This is a genomic window from Pseudomonas sp. S3_G06, from assembly GCF_054667565.1.
Map to the genome: position 1 here is coordinate 4,359,737 of NZ_CP162738.1, position 19,310 is coordinate 4,379,046.

7 protein-coding genes, 2 tRNA genes and 3 rRNA genes are annotated in these 19,310 nt (G+C 57.7%); 1 reads left to right on the top strand and 11 read right to left on the bottom strand.

Features of this window, described 5'->3' with window-relative positions; genetic code table 11:
• Positions 1 to 15: 15 nt before the first annotated feature.
• The 11 genes from recD to aptA all read right to left on the bottom strand — a co-directional run bounded on the left by recD (position 16) and on the right by aptA (position 18,249).
• Positions 16 to 2,124 carry an exodeoxyribonuclease V subunit alpha gene (recD, locus tag AB4N47_RS19605; protein ID WP_341639020.1) on the bottom strand — a complete coding sequence of 703 codons (2,109 nt, stop codon included), beginning with the start codon at positions 2,122 to 2,124 and terminating at the stop codon, positions 16 to 18.
• On the bottom strand, positions 2,121 to 5,807 hold the full coding sequence (gene recB / locus AB4N47_RS19610; protein ID WP_341639019.1) for an exodeoxyribonuclease V subunit beta: 3,687 nt from the start codon (positions 5,805 to 5,807) through the stop codon (positions 2,121 to 2,123). The genes recD and recB overlap by 4 nt, the downstream gene beginning before the upstream one ends.
• Positions 5,804 to 9,256: an exodeoxyribonuclease V subunit gamma gene (recC, locus tag AB4N47_RS19615; protein WP_341639018.1), complete on the bottom strand. Its 3,453-nt coding sequence runs from the start codon at positions 9,254 to 9,256 to the stop codon at positions 5,804 to 5,806. The genes recB and recC overlap by 4 nt, the downstream gene beginning before the upstream one ends.
• Before the next feature lie 153 nt (positions 9,257 to 9,409).
• A 5S ribosomal RNA gene (gene rrf / locus AB4N47_RS19620) occupies positions 9,410 to 9,525 on the bottom strand.
• 156 nt (positions 9,526 to 9,681) lie between these two features.
• Positions 9,682 to 12,575, bottom strand: a 23S ribosomal RNA gene (locus tag AB4N47_RS19625).
• Positions 12,576 to 12,822: 247 nt separating this feature from the next.
• Positions 12,823 to 12,898, bottom strand: a tRNA-Ala gene (locus AB4N47_RS19630).
• A 30-nt stretch (positions 12,899 to 12,928) separates the two neighbouring features.
• Positions 12,929 to 13,005 (bottom strand) — tRNA-Ile (locus AB4N47_RS19635).
• Positions 13,006 to 13,165: 160 nt separating this feature from the next.
• Positions 13,166 to 14,702 (bottom strand): 16S ribosomal RNA (locus AB4N47_RS19640).
• Together the 16S, 23S and 5S rRNA genes with 2 tRNA genes alongside form the textbook arrangement of a ribosomal RNA operon.
• A gap of 293 nt (positions 14,703 to 14,995) precedes the next feature.
• On the bottom strand, positions 14,996 to 15,175 hold the full coding sequence (locus tag AB4N47_RS19645; RefSeq protein WP_217862915.1) for a hypothetical protein: 180 nt from the start codon (positions 15,173 to 15,175) through the stop codon (positions 14,996 to 14,998).
• Between the two features lie 156 nt (positions 15,176 to 15,331).
• Positions 15,332 to 16,825, bottom strand: coding sequence for a CoA-acylating methylmalonate-semialdehyde dehydrogenase (locus AB4N47_RS19650; protein WP_024011478.1), 1,494 nt, complete (start codon positions 16,823 to 16,825; stop codon positions 15,332 to 15,334).
• 74 nt (positions 16,826 to 16,899) lie between these two features.
• Positions 16,900 to 18,249, bottom strand: coding sequence for an omega-aminotransferase AptA (gene aptA, locus AB4N47_RS19655; RefSeq protein ID WP_341638556.1), 1,350 nt, complete (start codon positions 18,247 to 18,249; stop codon positions 16,900 to 16,902).
• A 137-nt stretch (positions 18,250 to 18,386) separates the two neighbouring features.
• Between aptA and AB4N47_RS19660 the strand changes: the two genes are divergently transcribed.
• The gene (locus tag AB4N47_RS19660) at positions 18,387 to 19,307 is read left to right on the top strand and encodes a LysR family transcriptional regulator (RefSeq protein WP_016771807.1); all 921 of its coding nucleotides are present in this window, start codon (positions 18,387 to 18,389) and stop codon (positions 19,305 to 19,307) included.
• Positions 19,308 to 19,310 lie beyond the last annotated feature (3 nt).

The following is a 19,310-nucleotide window of genomic DNA, read 5'->3' on the forward strand; positions in this document are numbered from 1 at the left end:
CGGTCATTCAGCACTTCATCCCTGAGACTCGGCGCCCTCCTCCAGTTCCAGCATCAGCCCGCTCAGACGCTTGACCTTGCGCTGCACCGCTTCCTCAAACACGCCGGCACGTGGCTCGATCAAGGTGAACCAGTGTCGGGCGCGAGTGATTCCGGTGTAGATGAGTTCTTTGGTCAGCACGGGGTTCAACGCATCCGGCAGGATCAGCGCCGTGTGGGCAAACTCCGAACCCTGGGACTTGTGCACCGTCATGGCGTACACGGTTTCGACATCATTGAGCCGACTCGGCAACACGAAGCGCACGCCGCCCTCTCCATCGTTACGCGGGAAGGCCACGCGCAGAACCGTTTTGCCGATCTCTGCGCCTTCACGCTCGGGCAGTTTCAGGGCGATGCCGATGTCGCCGTTCATCAGGCCCAGACCATAGTCGTTACGAGTCATCAGCACGGGCCGACCTTCATACCATTGCTGGTCGCTCTCGATCAGACGCGCCTTGAGCAACGCAGCGGTGATGCGCTGGTTCAGACCTTCAACGCCCCACGGCCCTTTGCGCACCGCGCACAGCAACTGGAACGTATCGAACGCCTGCAAGACTTCCCGCGCCCAATCGGTCCAGTCCGCATGCTCAAGAGGCCGCGTCGACGGTGGACGCTGATCGCGCAGTACGCTCAAGTAATGGCGATAACCTTGCGGGCCATTGCCGTGACCTTCGAGCAACAGGCGTTCGAGCTTGTAATCGTGCTCGCCTTTGAGCGGCAGCGAATACACGTCGTCGTAGCTGCCGGCCGCGAGCAACTGTCGCGCTTCATCGGCCAATTGCTGATTGACCCGGCGCGCAAGCTGACCGATGCCGCTGCCCTCGCCGAAACGGCGCGAGTGACGCAGCATCACCACTTGCTGCGCCAGCGGGTGGGTGCCGTCGCGGTCCTCATGCAAACCGCTGCCCTGCAACGACTCGCCACTGACTGACTCCAGCCATTGCCGCGTCTGCGGGCTGTACCAACCGCCCTCGGCGTCACGGCACAGATCGCCCAGCACCGCACCGGCCTCGACCGAGGCCAGTTGATCCTTGTCGCCCAGCAATACCAACCGCGCATGGGCCGGCATGGCGTCGAGCAAGTTGGCCATCATTTCCAGGTCGATCATCGAAGCTTCGTCGACCACCAGCACATCCAGCGGCAGGCGGTTGCCGGCATGGTGACGGAAATGCCGGGTGCCCGGTCGACTGCCGAGCAGACGGTGCACGGTGGTCACATCGCTGGGGATCGCCGCGCGCACCGCTTCGGCGACTTGCAGTGATTGCACTTGCTGACTGATCGACTCGGTCAAACGTGCAGCGGCCTTGCCGGTCGGGGCGGCCAGACGAATGCGCAGCGGATGGCCAGCCTTGACGGCCGGTGCCTGCAGCAACGCGAGCAAGCGCACCACGGTAGTGGTTTTCCCCGTGCCCGGGCCGCCAGTGATGATGCTGAAGGCGCTGCGCGTAGCGATGGCGCAGGCGAGTTTTTGCCAATCGATGACATCTGCGGATTCCGCGCCGCCGAACAATTCGTTCAGACGCGGCGGCAGATCATCCGGCGTCGGCTCCTGTTGCATCAAGCGTTGGCGCAACGCTGCATCGATGCGGCGTTCGTAGGTCCAGTAGCGGCGCAAGTACAGGCGTTTCGAGGACAGCACCAACGGACGTGTCTGCGCTGGTTCACTGGCATCGGCGGCCAGCGCGACCAGCGAGCTGCTTGCCAGCACTTTGCACCAATGGGCTCCATCGAGCGTTTCGAGCAATTGCGAGGGCAGCAACAACACACCGCCCTGCACATCGCCTTCGGGCGGCAATGACAGGGCAAAATCCGGCGCCTTGAGGGTTTCGAACAAATCCAGACACACATGACCATGGCCGAGCTGGTGACTGGTCAACGCCGCCGCCAGCAGCACCAGCGGATCGGTCTCGGGCTCGAGTTCATGCAGGAAAGCGACAAAGGCGCGGTCCAGCGCGCGCAGCCAACCGCGCTCGACCCAACGGCTCAGCAACAACAGCAAATCATCGGCGCGGGTCAGCGGCGAGAGTTTCGACAGGCTGTCCGCTTCAAGCGGCGTCGGCAGCAGATCGGCGAATGTGCGGCTCATAGCAGGACTCCCTGTTCCCAGGCGGGTTCGGACTTGGGTTCGGGTTTGCCCTGGAACATCCGGTCGAGGCGTTCTATCAATTCCCGTGGTGGACGCACGAAGTACACGCCGCGACTTTCCGCACGCGTGCCGCGCAGAAACAGATAAAGCGCCCCGCCGATGTGACGGTCGTAATCGTAATCCGCCAGCCGCGCCTTCAACTGGCGATGCAGTGCCAGCAGATACAGCACGTATTGCAGGTCATAACGGTTGTCGAGGATCGACTGCTCCATCGCCTGCACGGTGTAGGCCTGATCATCCACGCCGAGCCAATTGGATTTGTAATCGGCGACGTAATAGCGGCCAGCGTGCTCGAAGGTCAGGTCGATAAAGCCCTTGAACATGCCGTTGAGTTGTACCGGTTCTGCCGCAACACGAGCCACGCCATTGTGGGTGTGCTGGCGCACCTGCTCGTCGAGCTTGAGCACGTCGACTTTGTGACTGGCGAACCAGAACTCCATCTCGACGCGATATTGCTTCAGTTGCTCAAGAACCACCGGCGGTTGCCCGCCCGCGATCGGCAACGGCGACTTGAGCAAATGCTGCAGCCAGTCCGTCAGCGTGGTGATCCAGCCTTGCCAGCCGCGCAGGTTGCAACGCCGGGCAATCGCATCTTCCAGCGCTTCGCGGGTAACCGAAAAACCTTCAGCACCCGCCCATTCGAGCAAGCCATGCAAAAACGTGCCGGGATTCGGTCCGCGAGGAAAACGGTGGATATCGGCGCCACCGCTGATGATTTCTCGTGGCGCGTCGGGGTCGAGGCGCTCATCGTCAAAGAGCTTTTGCGCCTGCGGGCTGTCCGGTGCTTCATCGCTGCCGATGCTCATTATGTCGCTGATGCGCAGGGCGCTGTACGACGCGATCCACCAGTTTTCACTGGCTTTGCGCTTGGGCCGTAGCGTCGCTCGTAGCACTGCTTCATTGCGCGGCGGCTGGTAATGCTCATCAGTGGGCTGAGGCATTTCGCCGATGCCAATCGCCGCGCAGTCTTGCTGCAGATCCCGCAGCCAGCGGTTCAATTCGCTGGACTCGCCCAAGGCGGCACCGCCACCGAGCAAATAACCCAGCGCCGACCGGTGCAACACCGAGCTGTTGTTATTGCCGCGCTTGAGATCGGTGACGCCCAGCCAGCAGGCATGCTGCGCGCGCGTTAATGCGACATACAGCAGCCGCAGATCTTCGGCCAGACGCTCATCGTCAGCCAGAGCGATCAACTCGGGAGTCGGCTTGAGGCTGATCTGCGCCTTGCCCGCAGCGTCGTGGTAATGCAGCGGCAAGTGGCTGCCATCCACCGGTTTCGCCGAGCAAATGAATGGCAGGAACACCAGCGGATATTCCAGACCCTTGGATTTGTGGATGGTCACCACTTTGACCAGTTGCTCGTCGCTTTCCAGACGCAGAATCTGCTCTTCACCGGCCTGACCGGACAGTGCCAGCAGCTCGGCCAGATGGCGGATCAATGCTTGCTCGCCGTCCAGTTCAGCAGCGGCTTGCTGCATCAGCTCCGACAGGTGCAAAAGGTTGGTCAGTACGCGCTCGCCGTCACTGCGCTGCATCAGGGTTTGCGGCAGGTGGAAGTCGTGAAGAAGGCGTCGCAACATCGGCAACACGCCCTGTTTGCGCCAGAGCTCTCGATAGCCGCGGAACTGCATGACCCGGGCTTCCCAGACCATTTCATCCTGGTTCAGGCGCTCCAGCTCGATCAGCGGCAGGTTCAGGGTGGTGCAGGCCAGCGCAGCCTTGAGCGAGCGTTCGACATCGGGTTCGGCGCAAGCCTTCAGCCACGCCAGGAGGTCGTGCGCCTCTTGCGCGGCGAACACGGAATCCTTGTCTGACAGATAAACACTGCGCACCCCTCTGGCGGCGAGTTCGGCGCGTACGGCCTGTGCCTCTTTACCGTCGCGGACGAGGATCGCGATGTCAGAAGGACGCAGACCTCTGAAGTCAGCTGCCTGAACAAAACCAGCGCTACCGTTTTGCCCGCCATTGAGCAGTGCGGTGATTTCACTGGCGCAGGCGGCGGCCATTTGCTGGCGATAGACCGCGCCGGACAGCGGCTGATCGCCAGACAACAGCCAGACATTCAGTGCCGCGACGTCTTGCCCGGCAATCCGCAGCGTTTCCTTGCGCCCCTGAGACTCGACCGGGAGGAACGGCACCGGGTTTTCGCCGGTTTTCTCGCGAAACAAAAACGCGCCGCGTCCTTGCTCTCGGGACTCGGCGCGTTCGAATACGTGATTAACCGCTGTGACCATGCCGTGGCTGGAGCGGAAGTTGGTGCCGAGCGTATGCAAGCGGCCGGTGGTGGCCTGACGTGCGCGCAGATAGGTGTAGATGTCGGCACCACGGAAAGCGTAGATCGCCTGTTTGGGATCGCCGATCAGGAACAGGCCGGTGTCAGGGTGATTGTCTTCGATGCGGTAGATGCTTTCGAAGATGCGGTATTGCACCGGATCGGTGTCCTGGAATTCGTCGATCAGCGCGACCGGAAACTGCTCGCGAATCAGCGTTGCCAGACGCTCGCCGCCCTCCGATTGCAGCGCGGCGTCCAGACGCAGCAACATGTCGTCGAACCCCATTTCTGCACGACGGCGCTTCTCTTCCTCAAAACGCGTGCCGACCCACTTGGCAGCGTGTTGCAGAACAGCGGCATCGGGGGTCGGCAATGCGTCGAGGCTCGACTTCAGTGCGGACATGGCGTCCAGCCCCGGATGACTCGGGGCCTGGCCTTTCCAGGCTTCGGCCATGCCATCGGGTGTGAGTCGGGTGAAGCCGGTACCAATGTCCAGTTGCTCAAGCGATTCGTCTGCGGCCCAGGTCTTGAGCTTGTCGAACCAAGGCTCGAAATAACGCGCCTGCATCTTGCGGCCATCGACGGTTTTGCTGGCCACGCCTTCATGGCAGAGCGCAAGCAGCTCGTCTGCCCAGTCACGCCAAGGCGCTTTCAGTTCGACCAATGCTGCTCGCCGCTCCAGTAAACACTCGGCGATCAGCTCCGCAGGCACCTTGCCTTCATCGGTGTCACGCTCGCTGGCGAACAAGCCTCGTACCCGAGGCAACAATGCTGCGGGGCCAGCCCAATTGCTGCGCACCCAGTTCAGCGCATCGCCCTGCATCGGGTAGCAGAACAGTCGCCAGTAATCGCGCAACACTTCGCCAAGCAAATCGCTGTGATCGGTTTCCAGGGATTGCGTGAAGAGGCTGCCGCTGTCGAACGCATGCTCGCGCAGCATGCGCTGACACCAACTGTGAATGGTCGAGACGGCGGCTTCGTCCATCCACTGCGCGGCGATATCGAGGCGGTTGGCACAGCCCGGCCATTGCTGCGCATCGAACTGTTCGCGCAGCTCGGCAATCAATCCGTCCGGAGCAGTAATTTCGTCGCGGAAGAACCGCGCGGCCTCTGCCAAGCGTGTCCGAATGCGTTCACGAAGCTCTTTGGTGGCAGCGTCGGTAAACGTCACTACGAGGATCTGCGGCGGCAGCAGTTCGCGTGCAAAACCGCTTGTCTCGCCGCCATGACCGAGAATCAGCCGCAGATAAAGTGCCGAGATCGTAAAGGTTTTACCGGTGCCGGCGCTTGCTTCGATCAATTGACTGCCGCGCAGCGGGAAGGCCAGAGCCAACGGTGTTTTGGTACTCATGCGCGCGCACCTTCACTGGACAAGGAACGCCAAGGCGCTTCGAATAACGGGCGGTACAAGGCATCGCACCAGCCGGTGAAGGTTTCGTCTGCCAGCAATGCATCGAAATCGGGATATTGCCGGAGCAGTGCAGGGCTTTCACGCCGCTCGCCCTCGCTGGTCTGGCCTTCACCTTCATAGGCTTTTCGCGCAGCGGCTTCGGCTTTCATTGGGTCGGATTGCGACAGCCAGGCGAACGCGGTTTTTATCGCAATCGGCAAAGGTTGGCGCATGCCGGTTTGCCAGGCGAGCAGCAAGTCACCGAGCAATCGCAGCGCTCGGTCCCGCTCCATTGGCTCAAGCAACAGTGTGTCGTCACTGGCGACCAATGCCGTCGTCAACACATGCTCGCTGGCGCAGGCGACCAGATGGGTGACCCACGGTTTGGTCAGCCGGTGCCACTTGCGCGTTTTGATCGAGCCGATGCTGTTGGGAATGGTGGTGACTGACAGTAGTCCGCCATCGGCGCGTTGATGCAGGCTTGCAAGCCAGCCCTCCAGCCGCATACCTTGCAAGTCGAGACTGACCGGGATCGCACTGGTCAACGGCGTCGGCCATAACGTCAGCAACTGTTCATAACGCTGCAGAAGATCCGGCAGCGGTTCGATCAGTTCACGCTGCAGGCATTCGCCAAAACCGGCCATAGGCAGCAGACCACTGTTTTGCAGGCGTAGCGCACGGGCTTGCAGCGCCTGATCGATATTGTCCGGCTGGCTGAGCGCGGCTTCCAGCAAGCTGTCGCTGAGCGTGTAGCGCTGCAGCGCGTCGAGCACGAAAGGTTCTTCATCGGCCAACGGCGCTTGCGCAGCCTCGAAATACACTTTGAGACGCTGAGTGAAAAAATGCCGAACCGGGTTACGCAGAAAGTCCTGCAGTAAAGCCAGTGTCAGCGGTTCTTCCTGAACATACGGCGCGAGTAACGGCGTCTCGCTTTGATGCGTTTGCTCTTGATGCAACACTTGCCACTCGCTGGCGTAGCTGAACAGTTGCTCGCCTTCGTGGAAATAGCGGGCGCTGAAAGGTTGCAGGGGATGTTCTTCGGTCAGCGTTTCCAATAGATCCTGGCTTGGGTCGATTGAACGCCAGCCGCTGGCGAGGTGATCGCGCAACTGGCCGATGAGCACCGAGGCAGGTCGTTCGCTGTTGTCACGGATGCTGCGACCGACCCAACTGATATAGAGCTGAGAGCGTGCGGACAACAGCGCTTCAAGTAACAGGTAGCGGTCGTCTTCACGTCGTGAGCGATCCCCAGGTCGGTAATCGCTGCCCATCAGATCGAAGTCCAGCGGTGGCTGCGCGCGCGGATAATCGCCGTCGTTCATGCCCAGCAGACATACCAGTTTGAAAGGAATGGCACGCATCGGCATCAAGGTGCAGAAATTCACCGCACCGGCGAGGAATCGTTGCGACAAACGGCCCTGATCCAGCCCGGCGAGCCAGGCTTCGCGCACGACAGTCAGCGGCAGTTCGTCAGTCAGCCCGACCGCCTCGCAGGTCTCCAGCCAGGTTTCGCGAAGCTCTTCCAGTTGGGTCAGCAGGTAGTCGTCGTGCTCGTTGCTCGCCTGGAAGAACACCTGCATCAGCGCTTGCAAACGCAGCCCCCACTCTTTCGGTTGAGCCGGTTGCGTGAGTTGCTGGTGAGCGATCTCCAAGGCATCCAGCAGCGCCACCAGTGGTCCGATCAGAGCAGCATCAAGCCCACCGATTTCGTCGTAAGGCTCGATACCTGCACATGCGTCGGCACTGCCGACGGCGTACCCCAGCAGCATTCGGCGCAGGCCGAAATGCCAGCTGTTCTGCTCCAGTTCCTCCGGCAAACCGAGACCGGCCCGTTGCTCTGCGCTCATGCCCCAACGCACGCCGGCGCCTTCGATCCAGCGATGCAAAGTTGGCAGGTCGCGTTCTTCTACGCCAAAGCGAGCACGTAAAGCTGGAACATCGAGCAGGTCGAGAATCTCGCTGACCGGGAAACGGCTATCTGGCAACTTGAGCAGGTGCTCGACGGCGATTAGTAATGGGTCACGTCCTCGCTGGCCCTGGTCCGCCAAAGTGAACGGAATGAAGCGCGGGTCAAATCGATCGAGCTGACCGAAAACCGCGCGGATATGCGGCGCATAGCTGTCGATGTCCGGGACCATGACGATTACGTCGCGGGGGCGCAAGTCCGGGTCGGCGCTGAAACGCGCCAGCAGTTGATCGTGCAGGATCTCGACTTCACGCTGGGCGCTGTGGGCGATGTGAAAACGTATTGAATGGTCTTGGGTTGAATCGACCGCTGGCCAGAGTTCGCGTGTCTCGTTAAGTGGACGTAACTCAAGAATGTCGTCCTGCAGCTGGTTGAGCATGTTGTGGGGCTGGGCTTCGCTGAACAGGTCGATGCGTCCGTCACGAAAGGCTGCGCGATAGCTGTTGGGGTCGTCGTAGCTGTCGAGCAGGTTGATATAGTCTCGACCTTGCTTGCCCCAAGCGGCCAGCAATGGATGTGCGTGCTGATGCAGGGTCTCGGCATCAAGGACCACCGGCATCCCGCTTTTGCGTTGTTGCCGCTTGTATTGATGCCGCAGCAGATCCTTGTCGGCGACGATATCGGCCCAGTGATGGCGACAGGGGTTGTGTACGCAAAGCAATACCTGGCTAAAACGTGCCAGACCGGCGAGCGCTTCAAGTACCTGCGCGGGTAGCGAAGAAATACCAAAAACGATCACACGCGGTGGCAGTGAAGCCGGTGCCTCATCAAGAGTGTTGATGCGCTCCATGAAACGTTGATGGACGCCGGCACGACTCTGCGCCATGCCTTGTTCGCCGACGTCATCCAGCAGCGCTCGCCACAACTCGGCCTGCCAGCAACTGGTCGGTGGCAGCGGCTTTATTTCACCTCTGACATTGCGCAGTTGATGACGCCCCTCAGCCCAATCTTCCAGCCAGTCGGCCCGGTAGACCTGATATTGGTCGAACAGATCAGCTAGACGCTCTGACAACTGATAGCGCTTGCGCAGATCGCTGTCGTGGGTGAGGAAGCGTTGCAGCGGCTCGAAATGGGCGCGGTCGATTACCTGTGGCAAGAGGCGCATCAGGCGCCAGGTCAGCGGGGCTTTGTCGAGCAGGGATTTAGCCGGAATTTCTTCTCGTCCCAATACCATGCGATAGAGCTGCCACATGAAACTGCCGGGTAGTTGAACGTCAATCGCCGCAGCGATTCCGCAACCGCCAAGGTCGTCGTCTTCGGGATCCTCGGCCAATGCCAGTTTGAGCCATTGGGCGATGCCGTTGCTTTGCACCAAAGCGATTTCATTTTCCAAGGGGGCCAGAGGGTAGCGCCGCATGATGCTGACCACAAGGCTGCGCAGCTCATCGAGACTGTTGCTCTGAACCACCATAAATGCAGCGTTGAGGGACTGGGCGTCCGACATATGGATTCCTTGAAAGATCGCTGAAGCCGAGGCAGAACCTTAGCATTGTCGGCCGGCTGTGACAGCGGGACGTGGTCTGCAAAGGCTGTAAGAACTTTCTCGCAGGCAAAACAAAACCCCAACTGCTTTCGCAATTGGGGTTTCGGAATTTAATCTTGACGATGACCTACTCTCACATGGGGAAACCCCACACTACCATCGGCGATGCATCGTTTCACTGCTGAGTTCGGGATGGGATCAGGTGGTTCCAACGCTCTATGGTCGTCAAGAAATTCGGGTACTGACTCGTGACCAGATGGCCTCGCTTCAGCAAATTGGGTATGTGACAGCTTTCGGTGTTTGTGCGCTTCGAACTTTCGGTTCGTTTCGTCTTCACACACCGCAATCTGGTGCCTTCTCAGGTCAGCAAATTGCTTGGGTGTTATATGGTCAAGCCTCACGGGCAATTAGTATTGGTTAGCTCAACGCCTCACAGCGCTTACACACCCAACCTATCAACGTCGTAGTCTTCGACGGCCCTTCAGGGAACTCAAGGTTCCAGTGAGATCTCATCTTGAGGCAAGTTTCCCGCTTAGATGCTTTCAGCGGTTATCTTTCCCGAACATAGCTACCCGGCAATGCCACTGGCGTGACAACCGGAACACCAGAGGTTCGTCCACTCCGGTCCTCTCGTACTAGGAGCAGCCCCTCTCAAATCTCAAACGTCCACGGCAGATAGGGACCGAACTGTCTCACGACGTTCTAAACCCAGCTCGCGTACCACTTTAAATGGCGAACAGCCATACCCTTGGGACCGGCTTCAGCCCCAGGATGTGATGAGCCGACATCGAGGTGCCAAACACCGCCGTCGATATGAACTCTTGGGCGGTATCAGCCTGTTATCCCCGGAGTACCTTTTATCCGTTGAGCGATGGCCCTTCCATACAGAACCACCGGATCACTAAGACCTACTTTCGTACCTGCTCGACGTGTCTGTCTCGCAGTCAAGCGCGCTTTTGCCTTTATACTCTACGACCGATTTCCGACCGGTCTGAGCGCACCTTCGTACTCCTCCGTTACTCTTTAGGAGGAGACCGCCCCAGTCAAACTACCCACCATACACTGTCCTCGATCCGGATAACGGACCTGAGTTAGAACCTCAAAGTTGCCAGGGTGGTATTTCAAGGATGGCTCCACGCGAACTGGCGTCCACGCTTCAAAGCCTCCCACCTATCCTACACAAGCAAATTCAAAGTCCAGTGCAAAGCTATAGTAAAGGTTCACGGGGTCTTTCCGTCTAGCCGCGGATACACTGCATCTTCACAGCGATTTCAATTTCACTGAGTCTCGGGTGGAGACAGCGCCGCCATCGTTACGCCATTCGTGCAGGTCGGAACTTACCCGACAAGGAATTTCGCTACCTTAGGACCGTTATAGTTACGGCCGCCGTTTACCGGGGCTTCGATCAAGAGCTTCGCGTTAGCTAACCCCATCAATTAACCTTCCGGCACCGGGCAGGCGTCACACCCTATACGTCCACTTTCGTGTTTGCAGAGTGCTGTGTTTTTAATAAACAGTCGCAGCGGCCTGGTATCTTCGACCGGCATGAGCTTACGGAGCAAGTCCTTCACCCTCACCGGCGCACCTTCTCCCGAAGTTACGGTGCCATTTTGCCTAGTTCCTTCACCCGAGTTCTCTCAAGCGCCTTGGTATTCTCTACCCAACCACCTGTGTCGGTTTGGGGTACGGTTCCTGGTTACCTGAAGCTTAGAAGCTTTTCTTGGAAGCATGGCATCAACCACTTCGTCACCCAAAGGGTAACTCGTCATCAGCTCTCGGCCTTAAGATCCCGGATTTACCTAAGATCTCAGCCTACCACCTTAAACTTGGACAACCAACGCCAAGCTGGCCTAGCCTTCTCCGTCCCTCCATCGCAATAACCAGAAGTACAGGAATATTAACCTGTTTTCCATCGACTACGCTTTTCAGCCTCGCCTTAGGGACCGACTAACCCTGCGTCGATTAACGTTGCGCAGGAAACCTTGGTCTTTCGGCGTGGGTGTTTTTCACACCCATTGTCGTTACTCATGTCAGCATTCGCACTTCTGATACCTCCAGCAAGCTTCTCAACTCACCTTCACAGGCTTACAGAACGCTCCTCTACCGCATCACCCGAAGGTGATACCCGTAGCTTCGGTGTATGGTTTGAGCCCCGTTACATCTTCCGCGCAGGCCGACTCGACTAGTGAGCTATTACGCTTTCTTTAAAGGGTGGCTGCTTCTAAGCCAACCTCCTAGCTGTCTAAGCCTTCCCACATCGTTTCCCACTTAACCATAACTTTGGGACCTTAGCTGACGGTCTGGGTTGTTTCCCTTTTCACGACGGACGTTAGCACCCGCCGTGTGTCTCCCATGCTCGGCACTTGTAGGTATTCGGAGTTTGCATCGGTTTGGTAAGTCGGGATGACCCCCTAGCCGAAACAGTGCTCTACCCCCTACAGTGATACATGAGGCGCTACCTAAATAGCTTTCGAGGAGAACCAGCTATCTCCGAGCTTGATTAGCCTTTCACTCCGATCCACAGGTCATCCGCTAACTTTTCAACGGTAGTCGGTTCGGTCCTCCAGTCAGTGTTACCTAACCTTCAACCTGCCCATGGATAGATCGCCCGGTTTCGGGTCTATTCCCAGCGACTAGACGCCCTATTAAGACTCGCTTTCGCTACGCCTCCCCTATTCGGTTAAGCTCGCCACTGAAAATAAGTCGCTGACCCATTATACAAAAGGTACGCAGTCACAGAACAAAGTCTGCTCCCACTGCTTGTACGCATACGGTTTCAGGATCTATTTCACTCCCCTCTCCGGGGTTCTTTTCGCCTTTCCCTCACGGTACTAGTTCACTATCGGTCAGTCAGTAGTATTTAGCCTTGGAGGATGGTCCCCCCATATTCAGACAAAGTTTCTCGTGCTCCGTCCTACTCGATTTCATGACTAAGAGATTTTCGCGTACAGGGCTATCACCCACTATGGCCGCACTTTCCAGAGCGTTCCGCTAATCTCAAAGCCACTTAAGGGCTAGTCCCCGTTCGCTCGCCACTACTAAGGGAATCTCGGTTGATTTCTTTTCCTCAGGGTACTTAGATGTTTCAGTTCCCCTGGTTCGCCTCTTGCACCTATGTATTCAGTACAAGATAACCATCTTATGATGGCTGGGTTCCCCCATTCAGACATCTCCGGATCAAAGTCTGTTTGCCGACTCCCCGAAGCTTTTCGCAGGCTACCACGTCTTTCATCGCCTCTGACTGCCAAGGCATCCACCGTATGCGCTTCTTCACTTGACCATATAACCCCAAGCAATCTGGTTATACTGTGAAGACGACATTCGCCGAAAATTCGAATTTCTCAACTAAGAGAACTCACAAATTTTACCTTAGCCTGATCCGTTACCAGTGAAAGTAACGTTCAGTCTATCTTTCTATCACATACCCAAATTTTTAAAGAACGATCTAGTCAAAGACTAGAAATCAACATTCATCACCGAACCGGTGGAATGCTCATTTCTAAGCTTTCAAACTTCAGAAGCAGTAGTGGTGGAGCCAAGCGGGATCGAACCGCTGACCTCCTGCGTGCAAGGCAGGCGCTCTCCCAGCTGAGCTATGGCCCCGTATTTCTACAGGCGTTTCCCACACAAAATTGGTGGGTCTGGGCAGATTCGAACTGCCGACCTCACCCTTATCAGGGGTGCGCTCTAACCAACTGAGCTACAGACCCAATTTCGAGCTGCTAAGGCCGACCTCACCCTGCTCTTTACCACACAGCATGGGGTGCGCTCTAACCAACTAAGCTACAACCCTTTAGGCTGCTTCTATCGTCTTCTTCAATGAATCAAGCAATTCGTGTGGGAGCTCATGCAGCAGCTGATGTCGTCGATTAAGGAGGTGATCCAGCCGCAGGTTCCCCTACGGCTACCTTGTTACGACTTCACCCCAGTCATGAATCACACCGTGGTAACCGTCCTCCCGAAGGTTAGACTAGCTACTTCTGGTGCAACCCACTCCCATGGTGTGACGGGCGGTGTGTACAAGGCCCGGGAACGTATTCACCGCGACATTCTGATTCGCGATTACTAGCGATTCCGACTTCACGCAGTCGAGTTGCAGACTGCGATCCGGACTACGATCGGTTTTATGGGATTAGCTCCACCTCGCGGCTTGGCAACCCTTTGTACCGACCATTGTAGCACGTGTGTAGCCCAGGCCGTAAGGGCCATGATGACTTGACGTCATCCCCACCTTCCTCCGGTTTGTCACCGGCAGTCTCCTTAGAGTGCCCACCATTACGTGCTGGTAACTAAGGACAAGGGTTGCGCTCGTTACGGGACTTAACCCAACATCTCACGACACGAGCTGACGACAGCCATGCAGCACCTGTCTCAATGTTCCCGAAGGCACCAATCCATCTCTGGAAAGTTCATTGGATGTCAAGGCCTGGTAAGGTTCTTCGCGTTGCTTCGAATTAAACCACATGCTCCACCGCTTGTGCGGGCCCCCGTCAATTCATTTGAGTTTTAACCTTGCGGCCGTACTCCCCAGGCGGTCAACTTAATGCGTTAGCTGCGCCACTAAGAGCTCAAGGCTCCCAACGGCTAGTTGACATCGTTTACGGCGTGGACTACCAGGGTATCTAATCCTGTTTGCTCCCCACGCTTTCGCACCTCAGTGTCAGTATCAGTCCAGGTGGTCGCCTTCGCCACTGGTGTTCCTTCCTATATCTACGCATTTCACCGCTACACAGGAAATTCCACCACCCTCTACCATACTCTAGCTTGCCAGTTTTGGATGCAGTTCCCAGGTTGAGCCCGGGGATTTCACATCCAACTTAACAAACCACCTACGCGCGCTTTACGCCCAGTAATTCCGATTAACGCTTGCACCCTCTGTATTACCGCGGCTGCTGGCACAGAGTTAGCCGGTGCTTATTCTGTCGGTAACGTCAAAATTGCAGAGTATTAATCTACAACCCTTCCTCCCAACTTAAAGTGCTTTACAATCCGAAGACCTTCTTCACACACGCGGCATGGCTGGATCAGGCTTTCGCCCATTGTCCAATATTCCCCACTGCTGCCTCCCGTAGGAGTCTGGACCGTGTCTCAGTTCCAGTGTGACTGATCATCCTCTCAGACCAGTTACGGATCGTCGCCTTGGTGAGCCATTACCTCACCAACTAGCTAATCCGACCTAGGCTCATCTGATAGCGCAAGGCCCGAAGGTCCCCTGCTTTCTCCCGTAGGACGTATGCGGTATTAGCGTTCCTTTCGAAACGTTGTCCCCCACTACCAGGCAGATTCCTAGGCATTACTCACCCGTCCGCCGCTGAATCCAGGAGCAAGCTCCTTTCATCCGCTCGACTTGCATGTGTTAGGCCTGCCGCCAGCGTTCAATCTGAGCCATGATCAAACTCTTCAGTTCAAACATCTTTGGGTTTTTAAGAAACCCTAAACTTGGCTCAGCAATCGTTGGTTACATCTTTGATTTCTCGCGGAGTAACTTGTGATGCTGATAATCTTGTTGACTATCAGTCTGACTGCACAAGCACCCACACGAATTGCTTGATTCAGTTGTTAAAGAGCGGTTGGTTAAGATCTTTCGTCTCAACCGAGGCGCGCATTCTACAGCAGCCTCATTTGCTGTCAAGTGATTATTTTCAGAAGTTTTCGAAGAATTCTTCAACAACTTCAACCACTTGCGCTTCCGACCTCTCGTTAGCGGGAGGCGAATTCTACAGCGTTAATCGCTGCTGTCAACACCTCTTTTTCTCCGCTTTCGACCGAGAAGATCGAACCGTTAAAAGAGCCAAACATCACCGCTCTTTCAACTCCTTCCAGGCTTCGATGATCTGAAGCAAGCCGCTGTCGAAAACTGCGTAACTCTTTGAATCTCAAGGAGTTTTCCGTTTCGACTGCGCCGGAAGTGGGGCGAATTATAGACCTCTGGAATCTGCCGTCAACACCTATTTTCATATTTCTGTCATATCGGTCAAAAAGCCCCGAAAACGCGAAGGCCGACCTGAAAGGTCGGCCTCCTGCACATCCAGCTACTTATAAGCTAGGGAATGCGAACTGCGAAGCTTCATGGCTCGCACGTTGCGGCCAGCGCTGGGTGATTGCCTTGCGACGAGTATAGAAGCGCACGCCGTCCGGACCATACGCATGCAGGTCGCCAAACAGCGAACGCTTCCAGCCGCCGAAGCTGTGATAAGCCACCGGCACCGGCAGCGGTACGTTGACGCCGACCATGCCGACTTCGATCTCGTCGCAGAACAGCCGCGCCGCTTCGCCGTCACGGGTGAAGATGCAGGTGCCGTTGCCGTATTCGTGATCATTGATCAGTTGCATCGCCTCTTCCAGGCTGTTCACCCGCACCACGCACAGCACCGGCCCGAAGATCTCTTCTTTATAGATGCGCATCTCTGGAGTGACGTTGTCGAACAGGCAGCCACCGAGGAAGAAGCCTTCTTCATGCCCGGCAACGCTCAAACCACGACCATCGACCACCAGGGTCGCGCCCGCCGCCACACCGTCGTCCACATAACCGCTGACCTTGTCACGCGCCTGACCGGTAACCAACGGCCCCATGTCCAGACCGCACGAGGTACCCGCGCCGATTTTCAGCGCTTTGATCTGTGGAACCAGTTTCGCCACCAGCGCATCCGCAACCTGATCGCCAACACACACGGCCACCGAGATGGCCATGCAGCGTTCGCCGCAGGAACCATAAGCCGCGCCCATCAGTGCGCTGACCGCATTGTCCAGATCGGCATCCGGCATCAGCACCGCGTGGTTCTTAGCGCCGCCCAGCGCCTGAACGCGTTTGCCGCGCTTGGTGCCTTCGGCGTAGATGTATTCGGCAATCGGCGTCGAACCGACGAAGCTCAGCGCTTTGACTTCCGGCGCTTCGATCAACGCGTCCACCGCCGTCTTGTCACCATGAACCACACTCATCACGCCTTTCGGCAACCCGGCTTCCAGCAGCAACTGAGCGATCAGCAGCGTCGAGCTTGGATCGCGCTCGGATGGTTTGAGGATGAAGCAGTTGCCGCAGACGATCGCCAGCGGGTACATCCACAGCGGCACCATGGCCGGGAAGTTGAACGGGGTGATACCAGCCACAATCCCCAACGGCTGGAAGTCCGACCAGGCGTCGATGTTCGGGCCGACGTTGCGGCTGTACTCGCCCTTGAGGATTTCCGGGGCGGCGCAGGCGAACTCGACGTTCTCGATACCGCGCTTCAATTCACCGGCGGCGTCTTCAAGAGTCTTGCCGTGCTCTTCGCTGATCAGTTGCGAGATGCGCGCCTCGTTCTGCTCCAGCAGTTGCTTGAAGCGGAACATCACTTGGGCGCGTTTGGCCGGGGGCGTGTTGCGCCAAGCCGGAAACGCAGCCTTGGCGGCATCAATGGCTTTCTGAATGGTGGCCTGGCTGGCCAGTGGCAGTTTGTGAATTGCCTGACCGGTAGACGGGTTGAACACATCTACCGCGCGACCGGTTTCGGTCACCAGTTCGCCATTGATCAAATGCGGGATAACGCTCATCGAACACTCCTGAATTCTGGTCCGCAGGCGCCGTGAGAGGCGCCCGCACTTTTGTACATATATAGAGGGAAAAATCAGTCGAGCTTGTTCAGCACTTCGCCGACCGCGTCGAACAAACGATCGAGGTCTTGCGGCTTGCTGTTGAAGGTTGGGCCAAATTGCAGAGTGTCGCCGCCGAAGCGCACGTAGAACCCGGCTTTCCACAGGGCCATGCCCGCTTCGAACGGACGCACGATGGCGTCGCCGTCACGCCCGGCAATCTGGATCGCGCCGGCCAAGCCGTAGTTACGGATGTCGATCACGTTCTTCGAGGCTTTCAGGCCGTGCAACGCGTTCTCGAAATGCGGCGCGACTTCGGCGACGCTCTGCACCAGGTTTTCCTTTTGCAGCAGATCGAGTGCCGCAAGACCGGCGGCACAGGCCACCGGGTGCGCCGAATAGGTGTAGCCATGGGGGAATTCCACGGCATATTCCGGCGTCGGCTGGTTCATGAAGGTCTGGTAGATCTCGGAGCTGGCAATCACCGCGCCCATCGGAATCGCGCCGTTGGTGACTTGCTTGGCGATGCACATCAGGTCCGGAGTCACGCCGAAGCTGTCGGCGCCGAACATCGAACCGGTGCGGCCGAAACCGGTGATCACTTCGTCGAACACCAGCAGGATATTGTGCTGATCGCAGATCTCGCGCAGACGCTTGAGGTAACCCTGCGGCGGAACCAGCACCCCTGCAGAGCCGGCCATCGGCTCAACGAACACCGCAGCGATGTTGGAAGCGTCGTGCAGTTCGATCAACTTGAGCAATTCATCGGCCAAAGCAGTACCGCCCTGCTCCGGCATGCCACGGGAAAAGGCATTGCTCGCCAGCAGTGTGTGCGGCAGGTGATCGACGTCCATCATCGCCTGGCCGAACAGCTTGCGGTTGCCGTTGACGCCACCGAGGCTGGTGCCGGCGATGTTCACACCGTGGTAACCACGGGCGCGGCCGATCATCTTGGTCTTGGTCGCCTGGCCTTTCAGGCGCCAGTAGGCACGGACCATTTTCACCGCGGTATCGGCGCATTCGGAACCGGAGTCGGTGAAGAACACGTGGTTCAGGTTGCCCGGGGTCAGTTCGGTGATTTTCTCTGCCAGCTGGAACGACAACGGATGGCCGTACTGGAAGCCCGGCGAGTAATCGAGGGTGCCCAGTTGTTTCGAAACGGCTTCCTGAATTTCCTTGCGGGTGTGCCCGGCGCCGCAGGTCCACAGACCGGACAGCGAGTCGTAGATCTTGCGGCCCTTGTCGTCGAACAGCCAGCTGCCTTCAGCGCCGACGATCAGACGCGGGTCGCGCTGAAAGTTGCGGTTGGCGGTGTACGGCATCCAGTGCGCGTCCAGCTTCAGTTGACTGGCCAGTGGCGACGGCGCGTTTTCAGGCATGTTCATCGGGCAAAACCTCGCAGGGCATAAGCGTCAGGGAGATGGAAAGCGTTGTTGCAGCTAAATTGCCACGGCGATAAAGTCGGTGAAATCCAACTCTTCTAACCTTCAGTTAGATCATTGCTAAACAAAGAGAACAAAAAATGAGCAGCCGCCGCGCCGATCCATTGGCCCAGGTCAGTGATTTTGATATTCGCCTGCTGCGGATTTTTCGCAGTGTCGTGGAGTGTGGCGGCTTCTCCGCAGCGGAAACCGTGCTCGGCATCGGTCGCTCGGCGATTAGCCAGCAGATGAGCGATCTGGAACAGCGCCTCGGCTTGCGCTTGTGTCAGCGTGGGCGGGCCGGATTTTCGCTGACCGAGGAAGGTCGTGAGGTGTATCAATCAGCGCTGCAATTGTTGAGTGCGCTGGAGAGTTTCCGCACTGAGGTTAACGGCCTGCACCAACACCTGCGCGGCGAGCTGATCATCGGCCTCACCGACAACCTCGTCACCCTGCCGCACATGCGCATCACCCACGCCCTCGCGCAGTTAAAAGAACGCGGGCCGGATGTGCAGATCCAGATTCGCATGATTGCACCAAACGAAGTTGAACAAGGTGTGCTCGACGGGCGCCTGCACGTTGGCGTGGTGCCGCAGGCCAGCGCTTTGTCGGGACTGGAATATCAGCCGTTGTACAGCGAGCGTTCGCTGCTGTATTGCGCGGTGGGTCATCCGCTGTTTTATGTCGACGACAAGCAACTCGATGATCAACGCCTCGACAGTCAGGACGCGATTGCGCCGACCTTTCGTTTGCCGGCGGAGATTCAGGCGCATTATCAGGCGCTCAACTGCACCGCCAGTGCCTCTGACCGTGAAGGCATGGCGTTTCTGATTCTGACCGGGCGCTACATCGGTTACCTGCCGGATCACTACGCCAATCTTTGGGTGCAGCAGGGGCGCTTGCGTGCGCTCAAGGCCGGCACGCGTTTTTACGATTTGAGTCTGGCATCGGTCACGCGCAAGGGGCGGCGCCCTCATTTGGTGCTGGAAAGTTTCCTCGAGAGTCTGGCCGCGACGCGATAGATA